Consider the following 21,267-nt stretch of genomic DNA (forward strand, 5'->3'; position numbering starts at 1 on the left):
TTAACTCGTCGTAATCGACCTGGGTCATTTGAAGATATAGTAGTAGAAATCAATCGAGTGACTGTAGGGTGGATAAATTACTACAAAATTGGTTTTATGAAATCTTTCATGATAGAAACTCAGAGCTGGTTGAATCATCGATTGCGACAGCTCATCTGGAAAAGATGGAAGAAAGTATCCACTCGGTATACACAACTTAGGCGACTAGGCATAGACCATGATGATTCGCTCAAGATGGCAGGGAGTCGTAAGGCTTATTGGAGACTTTCACGGAGTGAAATTTTACACCGAGCCATCACAAACAAAAGGCTCGCTATCTGGGGATTGAAGGATCTAACCTACTTATATGAGCGATAAAAGATATTTAAGTTATTGAACCGCCGTGTACGGAACCGTACGCACGGTGGTGTGAGAGGTCGACTAGTCAATTAATGACTAGTCTCCTACTCGATTACGATAAATTCATCAGTTCAATAAATATTACAAAACGCTTCTTTAACACAGATTTTATTTCAAATAGAATACAGTTCATTTAAGAAGCTGTTCAAGTGGTTGGAATCTTCTAATGGCTATGTTAGACTTTGAATTGTGAAAAAATACTTTATAAAAGGTGAATTAAATATGAATTTCAAGAAAAAAATCTGGATAAGTGCTTCGTTACTGGCTTTAATGAATTCTGGCCTAGCGGTTAGTGCCAATGAAATTACAGACGTTTGGCAAGCTCGTCAAGTAGAAGAAGTATTGGCAGAGATTGAATTCGATCAAGATAATAATTTATTATATACGATTAAATATGGAGATACATTAAGTGTTATTTCAGAAGCTTTAGCGGTTGATTTAAGCATATTAGCTGAAATCAATGATATTGCAAATATAGATTTAATCTTTCCAGAAACACTTTTAACGGCTTCGTATGGGACTAGTCTAAATCAAGAAGATGAATATATTGCTAGTCTAACGATTGAAACGCCTGAAGGAGAAGGTTTTGAAGTAAGTTTACCCGAAGAATTATCCGATACATTAACGGTTGAAGAACAAATCATTGTGGAAAATATAGATACACAAGCAGTAATTGAACCTACGGATGAAGTGGTCACTGAAGAAACCGTCGGTATCATTACTGAGGTTCCCGAATGGTCAACTGACAATATCATTGTTGGTGGAGCTCCTACTGATGAAATTGAAGAAATAGTCGTTGAAGAAGATTTGATTGTTGATGATACACCAGAAACCATTGAAATCATAGATGAGTCTGCGGTTGATATCGTTGAAGAAGTAGACGATTGGGTAGAAGAAGAAGTCATCGTTGAAACACCAACAGAAGTTGTTGAAGCTGAGGAACCTGCTGTCGATGAATTACCTGTCGAAGAAGAACAACCTGTTGTCGAAGAACAACCCGTTGTCGAAGAACAACCTGTTGTCGAAGAACAACCCGTTGTCGAAGAACAGCCTGTTGTAGAAGAAGAGCAACCCGTTGTCGAAGAACAGCCTGTTGTAGAAGAACAACCTGTTGTCGAAGAAGAGCAACCTGTGTATGAAGAAATCGTTCCTGAAGAGGAAATTATTGTTGAAGAACCTGTAACGGAACCAGCAACACCGCCATATGATCCAACCACAAATCCTCAAAATTCAGGATTATCATATTCGGCGGCTGCCTTTAAAGATCAAGTAGCCAGTGTTTATGGTGTCAATTCATTTAGTTCTTATCGTCCTGGTGACGGTGGTGACCATGGTCAAGGTTTAGCGGTTGATTTTATGGTACCTGTTGGATCTGATTTAGGGGATGCTATTGCAAATTATGCCATTAGCAATATGGGAGCAAATAATATTTCTTACGTTATTTGGGAACAACAAATTTATGGTTCTTGGAATCAATCATGGCAATGGATGGAAGACCGTGGTAGTTTAACAGCCAACCACTATGACCACGTACATGTATCTTTTAATTATTAAATAAAATATCTTTCAGAAAAACTACATTAAAGCATAAGGCTTTAGTGTAGTTTTTTTGTTTCCTTAAATATATTGGCTCAACTATTTTGTTTAAAACAAGTCATATTACTTAACAGATTAATGTCTATAAGCTATGATAAATAAAAGTCGCAAACGCTTAAACGCTCTGTGAACATACCCATTTTAAGGAGGAGCAGTATGGTTAATTTTTTAAAGAAAATACCCGCAGGTACATTTTTAGTTCCTTTGTTGTTAAGTGCCTTGCTTTACACTCTGTGGCCCAATTTATTTCGTATAGGTGGTGTAACTGAAGCCTTATTAGGCGGAACAAGTACTAACTTTATTATAGGCATGTTAACCTTTTGCTCGGGTCTAATGATTGATTTTTCTGAAATTGGTGCTTTATTCAAACGTCATGGTATTCTTGTTCTTGTAAAAATAGCGATTAGTTTTGCGGTTAGCTTATTATATATGAATATTTTTGGACAAGAAGGAATCTTTGGTATTAGCGCCTTAGCATTTACCGTTGGTATGTTTAGTATGAACCCAGCCGTCTATATTGCTTTAGTATCAGAATACGGGAAAAAACAAGATCAAGCTGCATTTGCCTTGACGGCTTTATTCAGTATTCCCGTCTTTCCCATGTTAACGTATGCCGTTGCAGGAAGTGGAGAAGTGGATTGGATGCCAATTGTTTCGACTTTTATCCCATTAATCATAGGTATCGTACTCGGGAATTTAGATAAAGACTTTAATTCTATTTTTGGAACAGGCGTTACCGTTTTGACACCTATCTTAGGTTGGAATTTAGGTCAATCCATGAATTTAGTTGAAGCCTTACAATCTGGCTTACCTGGCATAATTTTATGTCTCTTTTTCTACCTCTTGATGTCTCCCTTGTTCATCGTTGATTATAAAGTTTTGAAAAACGATGGAATTGTTGGATTATCCATGACAACAGCGGCAGGGTCGTCGACCGCCTTTCCTGCTGTAATTGCTGCTTCCAGTTCCGTATTAATGACCTATGTTCCATCAGCTGTTGCACAGCTTTTAACTTTAGCCATCATAACCATTGTTTTAACACCGATTATTACGCGCTACCACTATTCAAGAGTCTATCCTAATCATTAATACCTATCTCTAAAAAAAATTAACATTTATTTCTAATAAACGAATGCGAGGATACTTTGTGGTATTCAAGCCTTCGTTTGTTTTTTCAACCAGATGTTTGGTTGAAATAGTTATTCAGGAGATGCAATCAATTCTCAATATATGTTAATATATGTACAAACAATCTAATAGGAGTTTTTATACTATGTCATTAACCAAAACCAAGCACATCATCTTTACGTTTTTAGTTATTTTTTTAGTCGGAAGTCAAACCATTGAAGCAAGCAATCAAGCAAGTTCTTCAGATGTAGATGTTACTTCTACAGCCTCACCAGTTGAAGAAGTTGAACCTTTGCCCGTAAGTTCTGAGCCTTTGACGCGTACGGAATCCATGCTACATACAGCGGTTCAAATACAAATTTATCATGAAGGTCAAGAAGAAGCGATGCAAGCAGCGTTTGATTATATGGCTGAGATGGAACGAAATTTTTCAACTAACTTAGAAGGCTCAGATGTTTACCGCATTAATCAGGCAGCTGGTCAAGAATTTGTCCAAGTGAATCCGGAAACTTATGCCGTTATTGAAAGAGCTATTGAAATAGCTGAATTATCTGACGGGAAATTTGATATAACGATTGGAGCCATTACCAACTTATGGCAAATTGGTTCAGAAGATGCACGCGTTCCTTCCGATGAAGAAATTCAAGCGGCTTTAAGCAAAATTGATTATAAGAAAATAGCACTTGATCCGCAAAATCATGCGGTAATGCTTGAAGAAGAAGGTATGGTGATGGAGCTTGGCGGTATTTCCAAAGGCTATATCGGCGGCAGAATAGTAGACATTTTCAAACCGTATGGTATAACAACGGCCATTATTAATTTAGGGGGTAATGTTGTTGTGATGGGTAACTCTCCAACCAATGAAACAGGGTGGAATGTGGGGGTCCAAGACCCAGATAAATCACGCGGATCTATTGTTGGTACGCAAAGAGTGATTGATGGTGCGGTGGTTACCTCTGGCATTTATGAAAGATACCTTGAGCAAGATGGACACCTTTATCATCATATAATGGATCCTGAAACAGGCTATCCTTTGGATAATGAAATTAGTGGTGTGACAGTATTTGCTGAGACATCTTTTGATGGGGATTCTTATTCAACAGCTTTATTCTTATTTGGTATCGAAGATGGAATTCAATTTGTTGAGCAAACAGACGGAATTGAAGCGGTCTTCATTGACAAGGATAAAGGGGTACATTTAACGTCGGGATTAAAAGATACGTTTGAATTGACCAATGAAGAGTATCATATTGTCGACTAGCAGTGATATGTATTAAAAAAGAAAAACCGAGCTTTCCCAATTGAGGGTTAAGCTCGGTTTTTTTATAAAGGCAGTATTAAGGGGTCTTCTTCCATTTCACCTTGGATTTCAATGACTAAGCCGTGGGGCAAACAAATAGCGGTTTGGCCAGGGTTTTGAATCCATCCTGTTCGAACACCAATTTGATCGGGACTATTATCTTCTTTAATCCGAATTTGATCACCTTGTTTTTGAATGATATTATACTGTCCCGTATTAGGGTAGTAGGTTTTTTCAAAATCTTCGGTGTCTTCCCCTAAAACAAAACGATCCACTTCTTGACCATTTATTTTGATTAAAGCGACAATGGCATGTTCGTCAGTATTTTTTGAATAAATAGCTGCCGTTACGATATTAGGTAAAAAAGAAATAAAAATACACAAAACAATGATGATGTAATCAAAAGGTTTCATTTGTTTTAATACTGATCTCATATTGCCTCCTTTGAGGTAATTACCCTGTTAGTCATAGTTTTTATTTAATAAAAAGATGGGGAATCACTCGTTATCCTCTATTGTAATAAATTTCAGCATTTTTTTCTAGCAATTTAATAGAAAATTTGATAATATAAGGAATGTGCGAAAATCACTATTGTTAGCAACGTAATTTATATAAAGGAGAATTTAATCGCAATGAGTTTAAATGCAGAATTAAGAACAGCTACTGGATCAAGTGCATCCCGTCATGCTCGTAAAGAAGGAAAAATCCCTACATCACTATATGGTAAAACAGTTGAACCTGTTTCACTATTAATTAATCGTGCTGATTTTGAAGCTTTATTAAAAGCAGAAGGAATTAACGCCGTTTTTGATTTGAATTATGATAACAAAGTTCAAAAAGTATGGATTAAAAGTTATGAACGTGCATCATTAAAAGATGAAGTTTATAGTTTAGATTTAGAAGCTATTTCAGCTGACCAAAAATTAACTGTTGAAATTCCATTACGTCTTGTAAATCCTGAAACGGTTCAAGAAGGTATTGTTGAATTAGTTGTTAATGCTGTTACAGTTGAAACAACACCAGATGATATTCCTAGCCATTTTGAATATGATGTGACAGGTATGGTGATTGGTGATACACGTGTCGTTTCTGATTTAGAAGTTCCTGCAGGTGTTGTTGTTTTAGATGACCCTGAAATGACTATTATTACCGTTTCTGCACCAACTGAAGAACCAGTTGAAACGGATGAAGAAGAAGCAGAACCAGAAGTAATTGGTGAAGCAGACGCTGAGTAATTTACTTTACGTTTAATCCAGTAACAATAGCGAAAATACGCTGTTGTTACTGGCTTTTTTGTTTCATTGTTTTATGGTTCATGAATATTGGTTAATATGGTAAAATGATAATAAAACATTGGAGGGTGAATGAGTTGAAAGCAACAGCTGAATTTAAAGAGCGGGTTATCCAAGCGGCTAAAGAAATTGGCATTGATAAAATTGGTTTTGCTTCAGCTGAACCTTTTGATCATATGGAAGCATCCCTTAAAGCGCAAAAGGCTGCCGGGCATACGACGGGATTTGAGCACCCCATTATCGAAGAACGTATTTATCCTGAACGCATTTTTAAACAACCAAAAACAATTATCGCGATTGCTTTAGCGTATCCGAGTCAACTAAAAGATCCTTTGCCACAAGCAAAAGGGGAGCGAAGAGGCTTCTTTTCAAGAGCTTCTTGGGGAATAGATTATCATGATGTCTTAAGACAACATATGAATCAATTAGTTGAAGTCTTACAGGCTGAATTTGCCGAGGCACATTTTAAACCGATGGTTGATACAGGTGAATTAATGGATGTTGCGACTGCACAACGTGCTGGCTTAGGGTTTATTGGGCGGAATGGCTTGTTAATTACCGAAGAATTTGGGTCATATGTCTATTTAGGCGAGATTATAACCGATATTGAGTTTGAGACTGATGAAGCAGTTCCTTTTGGATGTGGGGATTGTTATCGCTGTGTGGAGGCTTGTCCTACCGACGCCTTATTAGGTGATGGCCGATTAAACGGTCAACGGTGTTTATCCTATCAGACCCAAACAAAAGGCTATATGCCCCAAGAATATCGGCGTAAAATAACACATGTGATTTATGGCTGTGATATTTGTCAGTTGGTATGCCCTTATAATCAAGGTAAAGATTTCCATTTACACCCAGAAATGGAGCCTGACCCAGAAGCGGTTCAGCCTTTATTAAAACCCATGCTACAAATGTCAAATCGTGAATTTAAAAACCAATTTGGGCATATGGCTGGATCTTGGCGTGGGAAGAAACCTTTACAGCGAAATGCCATAATAGCTTTAGCCAATTTTCGTGATCAAACAGCCTTACCTCAATTAATTGAGCTGTTAGAAAAAGATCCGCGACCAATGATTCGTGGAACAGCAGCCTGGGCAATTGGTCAAATTCAACGATATTATAATGCTGTTTTAGTTGAATGTGTGGCCGAGCAATTGGCTAAAGAAACCGAAGCTGAGACAATTGAAGAGATGGAAAAAGCCTTAGAAACGCTTAAAAACAAACGACTTCCACGGGCTAATCGTTAAGAAAAAGAAGGAATTTTATGAGAAACCATATTGTTTTGTATGAACCTTTAATGCCGGCTAATACGGGTAACATCGCCCGTACATGTGCAGCAACCAACACGGCATTACATTTGATTGAACCTTTAGGTTTTAGTACAGATGACAAAATGTTAAAACGAGCGGGCTTGGATTATTGGCATCATGTGGATATAACTTACCATGCGTCATTGGATGCCTTTTTAGAAACTATTCAAGAAAGTCCTCTATATCTTATTAGTAAGTTTGCCCCACAAATATATAGTGAGGCAAATTTAGCCGCTGACCACATTACGGATCAGTATTTTATTTTTGGAAAAGAAACGACCGGCTTACCGATTGAATTTATGGAAACTTATAAAGACCGTTGTTTACGTATTCCGATGAATGATGAGCATGTAAGGTCACTGAACTTATCCAATACGGCTAATATTATTATTTTTGAGGCTTTAAGACAACAAAATTTCCAAGGTTTAGAAAAAGTTCATCATTATGATGATACTGAAAAAGCCAATCAATTAAATTGGTAAATGGCTATTTGGTTGACAAAGGAATTTAATCTTTTATAATACAAGTTAAGAATGAATAGTAGCTGAAGCGTTTGTTTAGAGAGATGATGGTTGGTGCAAATCATTTAAATTAATCAGTGAATCCCCATTTTATGTAGCCTATGAAAACTTTTTTGATTAAATAGTGCCGGTGTCCCCGTTATCGATATAGAGTGTAGACATTTATTTAGAATGTTTAAAATCGGGTGGTACCGCGAAAAAGAGCCTTTCGTCCCAAAAAGACGTAGGGCTCTTTTTATATTTTAGGAGGGAAAATTATGTTAGATCGTAAATTGTTGAGAGATGAATTTGAAAAAACGGCTGATATTTTGGCAACGCGCGGAGTAAAACGCGAAACCTTAGATGAATATCGTCAATTGGATCAAGAACGTCGTGACTTAATTTTGAAAACCGAGCAAGCTAAACAATATCGTAATACCACTTCGCAGGAAATAGCCCAGCTGAAACGCAACAAAGAAAATGCAGATGCAAAGATTCAGGAAATGCAAACGGTAGGGGATACGATTGCTCAACTTGACAAAGAATTAGCTCAAGTAACCGAACAACTTGAAAGCATTGAATTTGTGTTACCAAATATACCCAATGCAGATGTGCCCGTTGGTGAAGATGAAGAAGCCAATGTTGAGAATAGACGTTGGGGACAACCGACTCAATTTGATTTTGAGCCACTTAATCACTGGGATATTGCAGAAAAACTTGATATTTTAGATTTTGAACGGGGTGCAAAAGTTGCTGGCAGTCGCTTTGTCTATTATAAAGGCTTAGGTGCGCGTTTAGAACGTGCTTTATATAACTTTATGTTGGATAGACATACCCAAAATCATGGGTATACGGAAATGCTACCGCCTTATATTGTCAATGACCAAGCAATGTTTGGAACAGGTCAATATCCTAAGTTCAAAGAGGATGCTTTCCAATTAACAGACGAACGTCATTTTTCATTAATCCCAACGGCTGAAGTTCCATTAACCAATTATTATGCTGATGAAATACTTAATCATGAAGATTTACCGATTAAATTTACTGCTCTGTCACCGTCATTTCGTTCTGAAGCTGGAAGTGCTGGACGGGATACTCGTGGTCTTATTCGCTTACATCAATTTAATAAAGTTGAAATGGTGAAGTTTGCCCATCCAGACCACTCATATGAAGAACTGGAACTAATGACGCAAGATGCAGAGGATATTTTACAAGCTTTAGAATTGCCTTATCGCGTCATCACCTTATCGACTGGAGATATGGGCTTATCAGCTGCAAAAACCTATGATTTGGAAGTATGGGTACCTGGGCAAAATACCTATCGTGAAATCTCTTCTTGTTCTAACTGTGAAGCTTTTCAAGCTAGACGAGCCAAAATTCGTTTCAGAAACGAAGAAGGTAAAACAGAATATGTTCATACATTAAATGGTTCTGGTTTAGCTGTAGGACGAACGGTTGTCGCTGTTTTAGAAAATTATCAACAGGCTGATGGGAGTGTAAAAATACCAACGGTCTTAGTTCCGTACATGAATGGTGTGACAGAAATTAAATCACCGGAAAACAATTAATTTTCTGGCTATTACCATGCCACATATTTGAATGAGAAAAAATTAATAATAAAAACAATTTTCACAGAATTATGATGGCATCCATCATAAAGAAAATGTTTACATTAAGGGGAAAACAGCATTGTTAGTAGTACAATGTTGTTTTTTCGTTTTTTAATATATTGATTGTAATTTAGATAATAATATTAATATTTCAATATAAAACTACAACAAAATAAAATTGCCTCACTTTATTGAATTTTTTTGACGTTTTAACCTGAAATATACTAAAAAATTTGATATAATAAAACAATGAGTAATAGAGGAGGTGAGACAGTGGCCAAAACAACAATGCAGGTTGTTGAATCAATTGAAAATCAAGCTCTTGAAATTGAGGCAGATTATGACAGACAGATTGAAGCCGTTGAACAATCTTATAAGCAACAATTAGAGGATCAAAAGAAAGCTTTAGAATCTTCGCGAGATTAAAAATTAGCTGAATTAGAGGACTCCTTAAAGGAGCGACTTGACCATGCCGAACAAGAGTTAGAAAGAGTATTAAACCGTGATCAAGAACGCATTAATCATGCACTTGAATCATCAAAAACGGACTACGTTCCACAAATTATTAAAGAGGTGGTGAAGCGATATGGCAATTAGTTCTATGAACAAAGTAACACTTCTAACCCCTGAAAATTTAGTTGATGACCTATTGACAGAACTTCAAGGAATGCAACAAATTGAAATTATAAATTTAAATGATCAAGATCCTTGGGATAAGTTAGATGACACAACTGAAGACATGTTAGATGAGTACGAAGAAAAATCTCAATCAATGACAGAACAAAGAGTGATGGATGACTTAGAAAATCGTCTTCATCAAATTGAGCGGGCTATTGAATTAGCCAACCGATTTGCAGAAAAACCTTCTTTGATGAAAACGTTAAAAAACGGGAAACCTGAAGTGAGTTTTAAGCAAATTCAAAACCATGGTGAACAATTTAATGAAGATGAAATAGTAAACCATACCATTCAATTAGTTGAACGCCTAGACGAATTAGAAATTTTGATTGACGAGACGCGTGATCAAGTCAATGATTTAGAAAAATGGAAAAAATTAGAAATCACACCTAATAAGCTAAATAGTTTTAGTTATGTTAATGGTGTTGTTGGTAGGGTGCCAAGCACCAATGAAGATAGTTTTATCAACTATTTAAAAGAAAACGATAATTATTTTTATGAAGTTGTCTTTATTGACGATAATGACTATGGTGTGGTCGTTTTTAGTTACAATAAGGAAAACAGACAAATTTTAAATGATTTGAAACCTTATCAATTCCTCCCCTTTAAATATACCTCCGATATGTTACCAAAAGACCAGCTTGATGAATGGAACCAAACGATAGAAGGTAAGCGCCCAATAGTGAGGTATCTTCTTAAATTTACTCCGATTTAGTATGATTAATTCATCAAACAAAAGGAGTGACAATAATAATGATTGACTTTACAATTCCTGAAACACTTTATCTCATGCCTCGTTATTCGCCAGCTAACCAAGATCGCCAACGTCTATGCACTTTGATTCAATCTAGTTCTGCTTTTAAACCTGATCATACCGCAGCCTATCTTTTTTGTAATTCTCGAAGAAACATTCTGCGAATCATCTATTGGGACGGTTTTAGATTTACTGACTTAGTTTATCGATTGGAACGAGGGGGATTCGTTTGGCCATACACCGAACCGAAATTTATGGAAATTTCTCTTCAACAATTAGAACGTCTTTTACGAGGTGATACCTTGAACCCGCCTTTAGAAACCTCTTATATTTTCAACAAATAATCGCTATATTTTTAGTGAATAATCGCTAAATTTACTAGTAAATATATTCGGTATATGGTATAATGAGCCTAACGAAAAGAGGTGATAGACATGACCGAAAACGAACTTATTGGACTAGAAATTTCAGAAATTTTAGAAAAATTTAACCAATTAGAATCCGAACTTGAAGCTGCGAATATAAAGATTGAACTCATGCGTCAAGACCTCGCAACCTATCAAATAATGACTTATAGCCCTCGAAGAGAAACGATGATTTCGGAAGGACAAACGAATCTCTTCACGGATCCTTCCGAAGATATCTCGGAAGTTATCTCTCATGAGGAATATTCTAAACCAGAGCCCCCAGTTGTAGAAAAATCTGAAAAAAAAACAACAAAAGGCTCCAAGCCGCGCGAAAAATCCGTCGGAAGAAAAGATGAGATTCTCAATCAGTATGTTCAAGAAGATGTCTATCATTACTTACCTGATGAAGAACAAGTCTGTCATGATTGTCACCATCCATTAAAATTAATTGGTCCAGCTCAAGTACAACAAGAACTTGTGTTTGTTCCTGCTCATTTCAAATGTGTTAATCATCATCAAATGAGCTATAAGTGTGACCACTGCTCATCACAAGCGGATAAAGATCAATTTGTAAAATCTGAACTCCCTTCACTTCCTTTTGTGAATAGCTTTGGGTCGGCTTCTGTCGTTGCAGAGACGATTTATCAAAAATATGAATTAAAAGTACCAGCTTACCGCCAAGAAAACCATTGGAGAAAATTGTTATTACCTTTATCACGAACCACTATTTGTCGTTGGCATATTAAAGCCTGTGAGTATTATTTAGGCTTTATTTATCGAGCACTCCATGATGAAATACTCATGCATGATATTGCGCATATGGATGAGACCACCTTCCGTGTCCTAGAAAGTGACAAGCAACAAACTTTTTATTGGATACTTCAAAGCTCGCAACATCATGACCATAAAGTCGTGTATTTCTCCCACCAAGATGGGCGTGGAAGTGATAAGTTTAAGGAAGTCATTGGTAGCTTCGAAGGGACGATACACTGTGATATGTATGCGGTCTATCGCAGTGCTGATGAGTCAACCGAGAACCTAGAGTTGGCAGGTTGTTGGGCACATCTAAGGCGAAAATTCTTTGAAGCGAGTAGAGTTTCCAAAGGATTACCTAAGACAACAGCCGATGAGATTCTCACTATGATAAATACTATCTTTAGAAAGGAACGTGAATGGAAAGAGTTATCCATTGAGGAACGATTTAAGAAAAGGCAATTCATTCTTAAACGATTAATGGACAATCTCTTCAACTACATTGATCAGTGTGCTGCCAACACCATCCTGAAAGACAAACTGAGTAAAGCGTTTAGTTATGCCAAAGAGTATAAAGCGTATTTCTACAACGTTTTAAAGGATGGGCGCTTAGAGCTTAGTAATAATGCAGCAGAACGCTCCATACGCACTGTAGTGATGGGACGAAATAATTATAAATTTGCGGCTACTTTTAACGGTGCTCAAGCAGGTGCAGTTATTCTCTCACTGATTGAGACAGCTAAATTACATGGTTTAGACGCAAAACAATACATTCAGTATCTTCTGACACACCTACCGAATGAGAGTGATTTAGCGACAGCTAAATTAGATCAATATATGCCTTGGTCTAATGAAATCAAAGAAGCCTGTTCTGCACAAACGGTGATTGGTGATGTCGTTGAAGAAAAAACAGCCTAATATGTTAAACTAACCTAGAATTTCTTCTGTCTGGGTTAGTTTAGCATGTTTATTTTTTTATGGATAGATACCTCACTATTGGGCGCTTACGATAGAAGATGCGAAAACTGAACGTAAAGAAATCGTTAGCACCTTAAAAGCTTATCAATCGACCCTTGACGAATTAAAATTACAATATGAATATGTGAATAATTTATCTACCCGTGAACAAGCGAAATTTGCTTTAAAACGAGCAGATAATTTAGTTACAATTGAAGGTTGGATTGAAGAAGAAAATGGGTCACAATTTCTACAAACAATCAAAAATAAGTTTGATGAGTTAATCGTCGCAAAAGTTCATCCATTAAATCAAAATGATTATAAAACGGTACCTACAAAATTGAAAAACAAAGCGATTGTTAAACCGTATGAAATGATTACGACGATGTACGGGCTACCTAATTATAAAGAAGTCGATCCAACACCTTTTGTTATGCCCTTTTATTGGTTATTTTTCGGCATGATGTTAGGCGATTTAGGTTATGGTTTGGTGTTGGTAGTAGCAGCCTTGATACCTTTAAAAACCTTTAAGTTAACGGAAAGTACAAAAGATACCTTAAAACTTGTTTTTAGTTTAGGTTTATCAGGGGTTGTCTGGGGAGCTATATATGGTTCATTCTTTGGTTTTACGATTGAATGGATGCAACTCATTGATTTACAATCATCCGTTATGGAAGTCATGGTACTATCATTAGCTATTGGTATGGTACATATGGGCATCGCATTTGGAATAAATACCTACCTACAAATAAAAGATAAAAACTATGCGAAAGCCTATGCTGATGGTTTGCATTGGATTATTGTTTTAATCGGAATTGCTGTGGCAGCGCTTGGGTTCCTATTCCCTAGTTTAAGTGCCTTAACGAATGTTGGTCTAGGTATGATTCTCCTAAGTTTTATTGGCATGATTATCGCAAATATAATCGACGCTAAAGGTATATCAGGACTTGGAACTAGCTTACTGGGCTTTTTAAATGCTGTTAGTTACTTTGGAGATATTATTAGTTATTCACGTTTGATGGCTTTAGGTTTGTCGGGTATTAGTATTGGAGCGGCTTTTAATATTATCGTAGGTCAAATTCCCTTTATTGGGCGTGTGACGCTGGGTGTTGTGCTTTTCATTGTTTTACATTTATTTAATATGTTCCTTTCTTTATTAACGGGTGGTGTTCACAGTTTGCGTTTAATCTTCGTTGAATTCTTTGGTAAGTTTTACACAGGCAATGGACGACCATTCAAACCCTTACAAATAAATGAAAAATATGTCTCTATTAAGAAAAATCAAGAAGTGAAGGAGTAAAATTAATGAACTTTTTTATGGAAAATGGTGGAATGATACTGGCTGGAATAGGTGTGTTTTTAGCTGTAGCACTTTGTGGGATAGCTTCTGCTAGAGGATTAGGTGTTGTTGGTCAATCCGCAGCCGCTTTAATCAAAGAAGAACCGGAAAAATTTGCTCAAGCATTAATCTTGCAACTAATGCCTGCTTCACAAGGCTTATATGGCTTCGTTATTGGCTTTATGATTTTATTGCAGATGGAACCAGGTATGAGTCTAGCATCCGGATTTAATTTACTCATTGCGTCACTACCTATTGCTGTTGTTGGCTATTTCTCAGCGGGTGATCAAGCTAAAGTGGCAGTAGCTTCGATGGGAATTTTAGCTAAACGTCCTGAAGAAAACTCTAAAGGTATTATTCTAGCTTCAATGGTAGAAATGTATGCCATCTTAGCCTTTGTAACATCATTCTTATTGATTTAATGCGGTATTTATTTGGATTGAGAAATACATGGAAGGAGCGATAAAATGTCAGAACTATCTCGCTTAGAAGAGTCTGTCATTCGGCAAGCGCATAAAAAAGGCCAGTTGAAGTTAGAACAAGCAGAAGCCGAAGCTCAAAAGCAATTTAAAAAAGATCAACGTGAATTCAATGACGAATTTGCCTATGAAGAAGAACTCGCGCTTGAAGCGCTGAAACATAAATATGAGCATCAAATTCAACAAGTTGAAAATCGTCGTCGTCAATCTTCGTTAATTGGGAAACAAAAATTAATTATCGGAATGTTTGACCAAGCCGTTGAAGAAATGAATCAGTGGCCAAAAGAAACACATCTAAAATTTATCAATCAAGTTTTAGAATTGTATCATGATAATTATTTACGCATTCAATTTGGTGAGTACACCTTAAAACACTTAGAAGACCAAGATTTAGAAACTTTGAAGAAAGACTTCAATAAAATCAAAATCAATAGTCATCCGATAGATAAACAAGGTGGCTTTATTATTTCGATTGGTCGTGTGGATTACAATTACATTTATGCCAAATTAGTCGAAGCAACACGTCATGATTTAAGTGCCGAAATCGCTAAACGTGTTTTTAGTGAAACGTAGGTGATTGTGGTGAGTAAAGTTGATTACAGTCAAATAAATACGTTGATTGATGTGCGTTCAGCTTCATTGTTAACTCAACAAGATTTTGAGCAATTATTAGTCAGTCCTTCAGCTCAAACGAGTTTACGTGTCTTAGAAAATACACGCTATTACTTTAAAGCAGATGACTTAAATGACTTAGATAAAATTGAAGAGCGTTTAACCGATAATCTCGTTGAAAATTATCGGTTTGCTATTAGTGAAGGACCCAACCGTTCTATCGTTGAAGTTTTTGGAGCCAAGTATATTTATCATAATTTAAAAGTGATTTTTAAGAATTTAGTCTTGAATCAAGATAATGAAGATTTGTTAATTACGATTGGTCGATTCTCAATTGATGAATTGTATCATATTATTCAAACGAGTGAATCAAGTGTTATCCCCAACCAAATTATTGAGCGTGTTAAACAAATTAGGGCGGATTATGATACGTATCAAGATATTAAAGTGGTCAATTTAGGTTTAGATATGGCCTATTTTGATCATTTAGATGATATTCGAAAAAAGGAAGAAAATCCAATTGTTGATGCTGTTATAACGGCTTTGATTGATTTTTATAATGTCATTACCGTTTATCGTGGCACACAATTAGGCAAACCACGTAGTTTTATGTTTGAAATGTTATCGGATAAAGGCACTGTAGCAATTAGCGATTTGCTTCAAATGATTTCAGATAATCAATTAGCTTCATGGTTTGAATCCATTAATCAATTACCTTATGTAAAAACATTTGATGCCTATATTGAAAAAATGAACGAGGGTACGATTCAAGCTTATGATCTAGAGCGAATGGAAACCGAATATATTTATCAATTGCTTAAAGAAGAGCTGTTGAATCCCAATGATGTGGTACCTTTGTTGTTTTATTTGTACCGTAAAGAAATGGAAATTACAAATCTACGTTTAATATTAAACGGAAGAGTTAGTGGGCTTCCGATTGAAAAAATTAAAGAAAGGATGCGTCCCGTCTATGAGTGAAAATGATTATCGTATTGCTGTTGTTGGAAATCGTGATGCCATCCTTCCCTTTAAAATGTTAGGTTTTGATGCCTTTTCTACTACGAAGGCAAAAGAGGCTGCAGCTATTTTAAATGACTTAGCTGAAAAGAAATATGGTGTAATTTATATTACAGAAGATATTGCAGAACTTATTCCAGATACTATTCGCTATTTTGATTCTGTCATTACACCTGCAGTCATCCTTATTCCAACCCACAAAGAGGGTAATGGTTTAGGTATGGCACGTATCAGAGAAAATGTTGAGAAAGCTATTGGAGCAGATATTTTATAATGATGAATGAAGATAAAGGGGGGAGACATTTGAGCCAAGGGAGAGTTATTAAAGTATCCGGTCCATTAGTTGAAGCAGCTAATATGGAAGCGGCCAATATACGTGATATTGTTAAAGTTGGTAACATGCAATTAGTGGGTGAAATTATCCAAATGGAAAATGATGTTGCGGCTATTCAAGTATATGAAGAAACATCAGGACTTGGATTAAATGAACCAGTGGAAACAACAGGGCAACCATTGTCGGTTGAACTAGGACCAGGATTAATGTCTCAAATGTTTGATGGTATTCAAAGACCATTAAAGAAAATTGAAGAAGTGACCAAAAGTGAGTATTTAGCCAGAGGGATTAATGTACCTGTCTTAGATGAGGATGCGTTATGGCAATTAGAATCTAAAGTTTCAATAGGCGATTATGTTGAACCAGGCGATGTCATAGGTGTTGTCCAAGAAACAGCTATTGTTGAACATCGCATTATGGTACCTAAGGGGGTTTCAGGTACCATCAAAAGGATTGAGAGTGGCGAAAAGACTGTCAATGATATTGTTTACACGGTTGAACAAAAAGATGGCAGTGTGTTTGAAGGAACAATGAAGCAAAAATGGCCTGTTCGTCAAGGTCGCCCTTATAAACGTAAATTACTACCAACGAGCCCATTAGTCACTGGACAAAGAGTGATTGATACCTTTTTTCCTGTAGCTAAAGGGGGAGCAGCCGCCATCCCTGGTCCATTTGGCGCAGGGAAAACCGTGATTCAACATCAAATTGCAAAATATTCAGATGTTGATATTGTTGTTTATGTGGGTTGTGGTGAACGTGGTAATGAAATGACCGAAGTGTTAGAGGAATTTCCTAAATTAATTGATCCAAATACAGGTGAATCCTTGATGGAAAGAACGGTTCTGATTGCAAATACATCCAATATGCCGGTTGCCGCTCGTGAAGCATCCATTTACACAGGGATCACTATTGCGGAATACTATCGCGATATGGGGTATTCAGTGGCAATTATGGCCGATTCAACCTCTCGATGGGCAGAAGCGTTACGTGAAATGTCAGGACGACTTGAAGAAATGCCAGGTGACGAAGGTTATCCAGCTTACTTAGGTTCTCGGATTGCAGAATACTACGAAAGAGCAGGTTTAGTCGAAGTCATGGGGAATAGTGGTAAACAAGGTTCGGTAACGGCTATCAGTGCCGTATCGCCTCCAGGAGGAGATACCTCTGAACCTGTTACACAAAATACCTTACGCGTGGTAAAAGTATTTTGGGGATTGGATTCTAGCTTATCTCAGAAACGTCATTTTCCAGCGATTGACTGGTTAGAATCGTATTCATTGTATCAGGATGAAATTGGTGAAACAATTGATCAATCGAGAAATATCAATTGGTCAGAAATGGTAAATCGTGGTATGAGTATTCTACAACAAGAAAGTGACTTGCAAGAAATTGTTCAATTAGTAGGTGTTGAATCACTATCAGATAAAGATCGCATTACCATGATGACAGCACGCATGCTACGTGAAGACTATTTACAACAAAATGCCTATGACGATGTTGATACATACACATCTTTTGATAAGCAAGTCAGTATGTTAGAAAATATCTTACATTTTGATGAACAAGCCCGTCAAGCACAAGAATATGGTGCGACTTACACTGATATTGAAACAGGGACGAGTCAAGTAAGACATCGTATTGCTCGTAGTAAATACATTGCTGAAGAAGACCGTGAACAAATTGATCAAATAAAAGAAAGTATTGATATCGATATGCGTGAAATATTACAAAGTGGAGGGGGTAATTAAGATGGCAAGAATTATTGAATATCGCACCACCTCACAAGTAGAAGGGCCTTTAATGATTGTTAAAGGTGTTCAAGAGGCGCATTATAATGATTTGGTGGAAGTTGAGTTACAAACCGGTGAAGTGCGTCAAGGACAAGTTTTAGAACTCAGTGAAGATGCTGCTGTCGTCCAATTGTTTGAAGGTTCAAGTGGCATTAATGTCGCCAATACACGTGTCCGTTTCCAAGGGAAACCTTTGACTATCGATGTATCGGAAGATATGATTGGGCGCGTATTTGATGGCATGGGTAAAGTGATGGATGAAGGACCTGAGATTATCTCAGAAAAAGCGCTAGATATTGAAGGCGAAGCGATTAATCCTGTGTCTCGTATTTATCCAGATGAATTTATTCAAACAGGTATATCTACTATTGACCATTTAAACACACTCGTTCGTGGACAAAAATTACCTATTTTCTCTGGCTCAGGTTTACCCCATAAAGAATTAGCGGCTCAAATTGCCCGTCAAGCGACGGTTCTAAATTCGGATGAGAATTTTGCGGTTGTGTTTGCTGCGATGGGCGTAACCTTTGAGGAAGCTCAATTCTTTATGGATGATTTACGTGAATCAGGCGCATTGGAACGATCCGTGATGTTCATTAATTTAGCGGATGACCCTTCCATTGAACGCTTAGCAACACCTAAAATTGCATTAACGACCGCCGAGTATTTAGCCTTTGAAAAAGATATGCATGTATTAGTTATTATGACTGATATTACGAACTACTGTGAAGCTTTACGTGAAGTTTCAGCAGCCCGTCGTGAAGTTCCAGGCAGAAGGGGTTATCCAGGTTATTTATATACTAATTTAGCTAGTTTGTATGAACGTGCGGGACGTATTAATGGGAAAAAAGGGTCAGTCACACAATTACCTATCTTAACAATGCCAGAAGATGACATTACACATCCAATTCCGGATTTAACGGGCTATATTACAGAAGGGCAAATCATTCTATCTCGTGAATTGTACAATAATGGTTATCGTCCTCCCATTGATGTACTACCGTCATTATCACGTTTGAAAGATGATGGGATTGGCGAAGGTAAAACACGTGAAGACCATGCTCCAACAATGAATCAAGTATTTGCTGCCTATGCAGAAGGAAAACAAGCTAAAGAATTAGCGGCGGTGTTAGGGGAAGCAGCCCTATCGGATACCGACAAATTGTATGTTCAGTTCGCTGATCGATTCGAAAAAGAATATGTTAATCAAGGCTTCCATACGGAACGCTCTATTCAAGAGACATTGCATTTAGCGTGGGAATTATTAGATATTTTACCGCGAACAGAATTAAAACGTATCAAGGAATCGATGATTGATCAATATTTGCCGGATAAGGAGTGATGGCCAGTGGCTAAGCTAAATGTGAAACCAACCCGTGGTGAATTAAGTAAATTAAAAGAGCGTCTTACATTAGCCACGCGCGGACATAAACTGCTTAAAGATAAACGCGATGAACTAGTGCGCCAGTTTATTCTATTGATTAGGCAAAATAATGAATTGCGGCAAAAGGTAGAAGATAAGTTACAGCCAGTGATGCAAGAGTTTGTTTTAGCCAAAACACTTGAAGATGATCGTATGGTGAATGAGTTATTTTCAACGCCAACCAAAGAAGTCTCATTACGAATACGTGAAGATAACATCATGAGTGTCCGTGTTCCAAAACTGCATGTAAATATCACTGATTTAAATACCAAATCAGATAGTGATTATAGTTTTGTTTCTTCTAATAGTGGGATGGATGAAGCCATTATAGCTATCGAAGATTCGTTGCAAGATTTGTTAGATTTAGCTGAAATTGAGAAAACGTGTCAGTTAATGGCTAGTGAAATCGAGAAGACCCGTCGTAGAGTAAATGGCTTAGAATACCAAATCATACCTGATTTGGAAGAAACCATTTATTTCATTGAGATGAAATTAGAAGAAAATGAACGTGCTGCAACGACACGGATGATGAAGATTAAAGATCGGTGAGGGTTACAGGACTGTTCGCAAAAAATCCGAAGGGTTTAATCATAGTGGGCTTGCCCCCTAACATTAAACACTTCGGATTATTTTTCAGTTGCTTTAAAATTCTAACGATTAAATAAGAAATACAAAATAACGATGGAACCTAAAGCAATACGATAGTAACCAAAGGCTTTAAAGTCATTACGTTGAATATAATTAAGTAAGAATCGAATCGCAATAACGGAAACGATGAATGAAACCAACATACCAACAATCAAATAAATAAATTCGGCTTGGGTGAAATTAAAACCAAAATCAAAGAGTTTTAAAAAACTTGCCCCAAACATAACCGGAATACTCAAGAAAAAAGAAAATTCTGTAGCTATATAACGTGATGTTCCTAGTAATAGCGCCCCGATAATCGTTGAACCAGACCGTGATGTGCCAGGGATGATAGCTAAAGATTGAAAACACCCAATAAAGAAGGCTTTTCTAAAGGATAGTTCATCAAAGGTTTTAACGGTATATGAATGTTTAGCTGTTTGATTGTTTTCAACCCATATGAAGATAATACCGTAAGCAATCAGTGCTACTGCTACGACCCAAGGATTGTAGAAGTATTCATTAATATAATCATTTAAGGCAAAGCCAAAAACCATGACAGGGATACTAGCCACCGCTACTTTAAACCAAAGCATCCAGGTGCTTTTGCGTTCTTCTTTGGTTTTTTTGAATGAAAAAGGATTCAACTTGTTAAAATAGAGTAAAATAACTGCGAAAATGGAACCTAACTGAACTAATACGAAAAACATTTCTTTAAATTCGGCCGAGCTATTTAATGTAATAAATTCATCAACTAAAATCATATGCCCCGTACTGCTAATCGGTAACCATTCAGTAATTCCTTGCACAATTCCTAATATAACTATTTTAATTAATTCAATAATATCAATAGCATTTTGCATTTTTTCACCTCGCTAATTAGTAACAAACTTTATTATACACTATTAAATCCTTTAAAGCGTAAATATTTTATTAAATGGCGTGTGTATGGTATTATTTAA

General features: G+C 36.7%; 21 protein-coding genes, 1 pseudogene and 1 other annotated feature. Of the genes and pseudogenes, 20 read left to right on the forward strand and 2 right to left on the reverse strand.

Going from position 1 to position 21,267, the window contains the following annotated elements:
* Positions 1-33 precede the first annotated feature (33 nt).
* The 4 genes and pseudogenes from NRE15_RS13840 to NRE15_RS13855 form a co-directional block, all read left to right on the forward strand.
* Positions 34-357 (forward strand): annotated as a pseudogene (locus tag NRE15_RS13840) (group II intron maturase-specific domain-containing protein); the annotation flags it as partial.
* A gap of 264 nt (positions 358-621) precedes the next feature.
* The gene (locus NRE15_RS13845) at positions 622-1,953 is read left to right on the forward strand and encodes a LysM peptidoglycan-binding domain-containing protein (protein ID WP_313793451.1); all 1,332 of its coding nucleotides are present in this window, start codon (positions 622-624) and stop codon (positions 1,951-1,953) included.
* A 198-nt stretch (positions 1,954-2,151) separates the two neighbouring features.
* Positions 2,152-3,084, forward strand: a complete 933-nt coding sequence (locus NRE15_RS13850; RefSeq protein WP_313793452.1) for a 2-keto-3-deoxygluconate permease — start codon at positions 2,152-2,154, stop codon at positions 3,082-3,084.
* 184 nt (positions 3,085-3,268) lie between these two features.
* Complete coding sequence (locus NRE15_RS13855) at positions 3,269-4,384, forward strand: FAD:protein FMN transferase (RefSeq protein WP_313793453.1); 1,116 nt, start codon at positions 3,269-3,271, stop codon at positions 4,382-4,384.
* A 62-nt stretch (positions 4,385-4,446) separates the two neighbouring features.
* Here NRE15_RS13855 and NRE15_RS13860 read toward each other — a convergent pair whose 3' ends face one another.
* Positions 4,447-4,857 (reverse strand): NusG domain II-containing protein, encoded by a 411-nt coding sequence (locus NRE15_RS13860; RefSeq protein WP_313793454.1) that lies wholly within the window; start codon positions 4,855-4,857, stop codon positions 4,447-4,449.
* A 198-nt stretch (positions 4,858-5,055) separates the two neighbouring features.
* Between NRE15_RS13860 and NRE15_RS13865 the strand changes: the two genes are divergently transcribed.
* The 16 genes from NRE15_RS13865 to NRE15_RS13940 all read left to right on the forward strand — a co-directional run bounded on the left by NRE15_RS13865 (position 5,056) and on the right by NRE15_RS13940 (position 20,227).
* Positions 5,056-5,658: a 50S ribosomal protein L25 gene (locus tag NRE15_RS13865; RefSeq protein ID WP_313793455.1), complete on the forward strand. Its 603-nt coding sequence runs from the start codon at positions 5,056-5,058 to the stop codon at positions 5,656-5,658.
* 134 nt (positions 5,659-5,792) lie between these two features.
* Complete coding sequence (gene queG / locus NRE15_RS13870) at positions 5,793-6,962, forward strand: tRNA epoxyqueuosine(34) reductase QueG (RefSeq protein WP_313793456.1); 1,170 nt, start codon at positions 5,793-5,795, stop codon at positions 6,960-6,962.
* A gap of 17 nt (positions 6,963-6,979) precedes the next feature.
* On the forward strand, positions 6,980-7,507 hold the full coding sequence (trmL, locus tag NRE15_RS13875; RefSeq protein WP_313793457.1) for a tRNA (uridine(34)/cytosine(34)/5-carboxymethylaminomethyluridine(34)-2'-O)-methyltransferase TrmL: 528 nt from the start codon (positions 6,980-6,982) through the stop codon (positions 7,505-7,507).
* 35 nt (positions 7,508-7,542) lie between these two features.
* Positions 7,543-7,765: a binding site (T-box leader), on the forward strand.
* 38 nt (positions 7,766-7,803) lie between these two features.
* Complete coding sequence (gene serS, locus NRE15_RS13880; RefSeq protein ID WP_313793458.1) at positions 7,804-9,093, forward strand: serine--tRNA ligase; 1,290 nt, start codon at positions 7,804-7,806, stop codon at positions 9,091-9,093.
* A 315-nt stretch (positions 9,094-9,408) separates the two neighbouring features.
* Entirely contained in the window at positions 9,409-9,561 is a 153-nt protein-coding gene (locus NRE15_RS13885) for a hypothetical protein (RefSeq protein ID WP_313793459.1), read from the forward strand.
* A 160-nt stretch (positions 9,562-9,721) separates the two neighbouring features.
* Entirely contained in the window at positions 9,722-10,528 is an 807-nt protein-coding gene (locus tag NRE15_RS13890) for a V-type ATP synthase subunit I (RefSeq protein WP_313793460.1), read from the forward strand.
* 38 nt (positions 10,529-10,566) lie between these two features.
* The gene (tnpB, locus tag NRE15_RS13895; protein WP_313793461.1) at positions 10,567-10,911 is read left to right on the forward strand and encodes an IS66 family insertion sequence element accessory protein TnpB; all 345 of its coding nucleotides are present in this window, start codon (positions 10,567-10,569) and stop codon (positions 10,909-10,911) included.
* 90 nt (positions 10,912-11,001) lie between these two features.
* Positions 11,002-12,645 (forward strand): IS66 family transposase, encoded by a 1,644-nt coding sequence (gene tnpC, locus NRE15_RS13900; RefSeq protein WP_313793462.1) that lies wholly within the window; start codon positions 11,002-11,004, stop codon positions 12,643-12,645.
* 91 nt (positions 12,646-12,736) lie between these two features.
* The gene (locus NRE15_RS13905; RefSeq protein ID WP_313795007.1) at positions 12,737-13,984 is read left to right on the forward strand and encodes a V-type ATP synthase subunit I; all 1,248 of its coding nucleotides are present in this window, start codon (positions 12,737-12,739) and stop codon (positions 13,982-13,984) included.
* A 5-nt stretch (positions 13,985-13,989) separates the two neighbouring features.
* Positions 13,990-14,445 carry a V-type ATP synthase subunit K gene (locus NRE15_RS13910; RefSeq protein ID WP_313793463.1) on the forward strand — a complete coding sequence of 152 codons (456 nt, stop codon included), beginning with the start codon at positions 13,990-13,992 and terminating at the stop codon, positions 14,443-14,445.
* Between the two features lie 45 nt (positions 14,446-14,490).
* On the forward strand, positions 14,491-15,075 hold the full coding sequence (locus NRE15_RS13915; protein WP_313793464.1) for a hypothetical protein: 585 nt from the start codon (positions 14,491-14,493) through the stop codon (positions 15,073-15,075).
* Between the two features lie 9 nt (positions 15,076-15,084).
* The gene (locus NRE15_RS13920; protein ID WP_313793465.1) at positions 15,085-16,092 is read left to right on the forward strand and encodes a V-type ATPase subunit; all 1,008 of its coding nucleotides are present in this window, start codon (positions 15,085-15,087) and stop codon (positions 16,090-16,092) included.
* Positions 16,085-16,405 carry a V-type ATP synthase subunit F gene (locus tag NRE15_RS13925; RefSeq protein WP_313793466.1) on the forward strand — a complete coding sequence of 107 codons (321 nt, stop codon included), beginning with the start codon at positions 16,085-16,087 and terminating at the stop codon, positions 16,403-16,405. The genes NRE15_RS13920 and NRE15_RS13925 overlap by 8 nt, the downstream gene beginning before the upstream one ends.
* Positions 16,406-16,434: 29 nt before the next feature.
* Positions 16,435-18,213: a V-type ATP synthase subunit A gene (locus NRE15_RS13930; RefSeq protein WP_313793467.1), complete on the forward strand. Its 1,779-nt coding sequence runs from the start codon at positions 16,435-16,437 to the stop codon at positions 18,211-18,213.
* Position 18,214: 1 nt separating this feature from the next.
* Positions 18,215-19,597 (forward strand): V-type ATP synthase subunit B, encoded by a 1,383-nt coding sequence (locus tag NRE15_RS13935; protein ID WP_313793468.1) that lies wholly within the window; start codon positions 18,215-18,217, stop codon positions 19,595-19,597.
* Positions 19,598-19,603: 6 nt separating this feature from the next.
* Positions 19,604-20,227: a V-type ATP synthase subunit D gene (locus tag NRE15_RS13940; protein ID WP_313793469.1), complete on the forward strand. Its 624-nt coding sequence runs from the start codon at positions 19,604-19,606 to the stop codon at positions 20,225-20,227.
* Positions 20,228-20,328: 101 nt separating this feature from the next.
* Here NRE15_RS13940 and NRE15_RS13945 read toward each other — a convergent pair whose 3' ends face one another.
* On the reverse strand, positions 20,329-21,168 hold the full coding sequence (locus NRE15_RS13945) for an undecaprenyl-diphosphate phosphatase (RefSeq protein WP_313793470.1): 840 nt from the start codon (positions 21,166-21,168) through the stop codon (positions 20,329-20,331).
* Between the last annotated feature and the right edge of the window lie 99 nt (positions 21,169-21,267).

Source organism: Fundicoccus culcitae, from assembly GCF_024661895.1.
Lineage (GTDB): Bacteria > Bacillota > Bacilli > Lactobacillales > Aerococcaceae > Fundicoccus_A > Fundicoccus_A culcitae.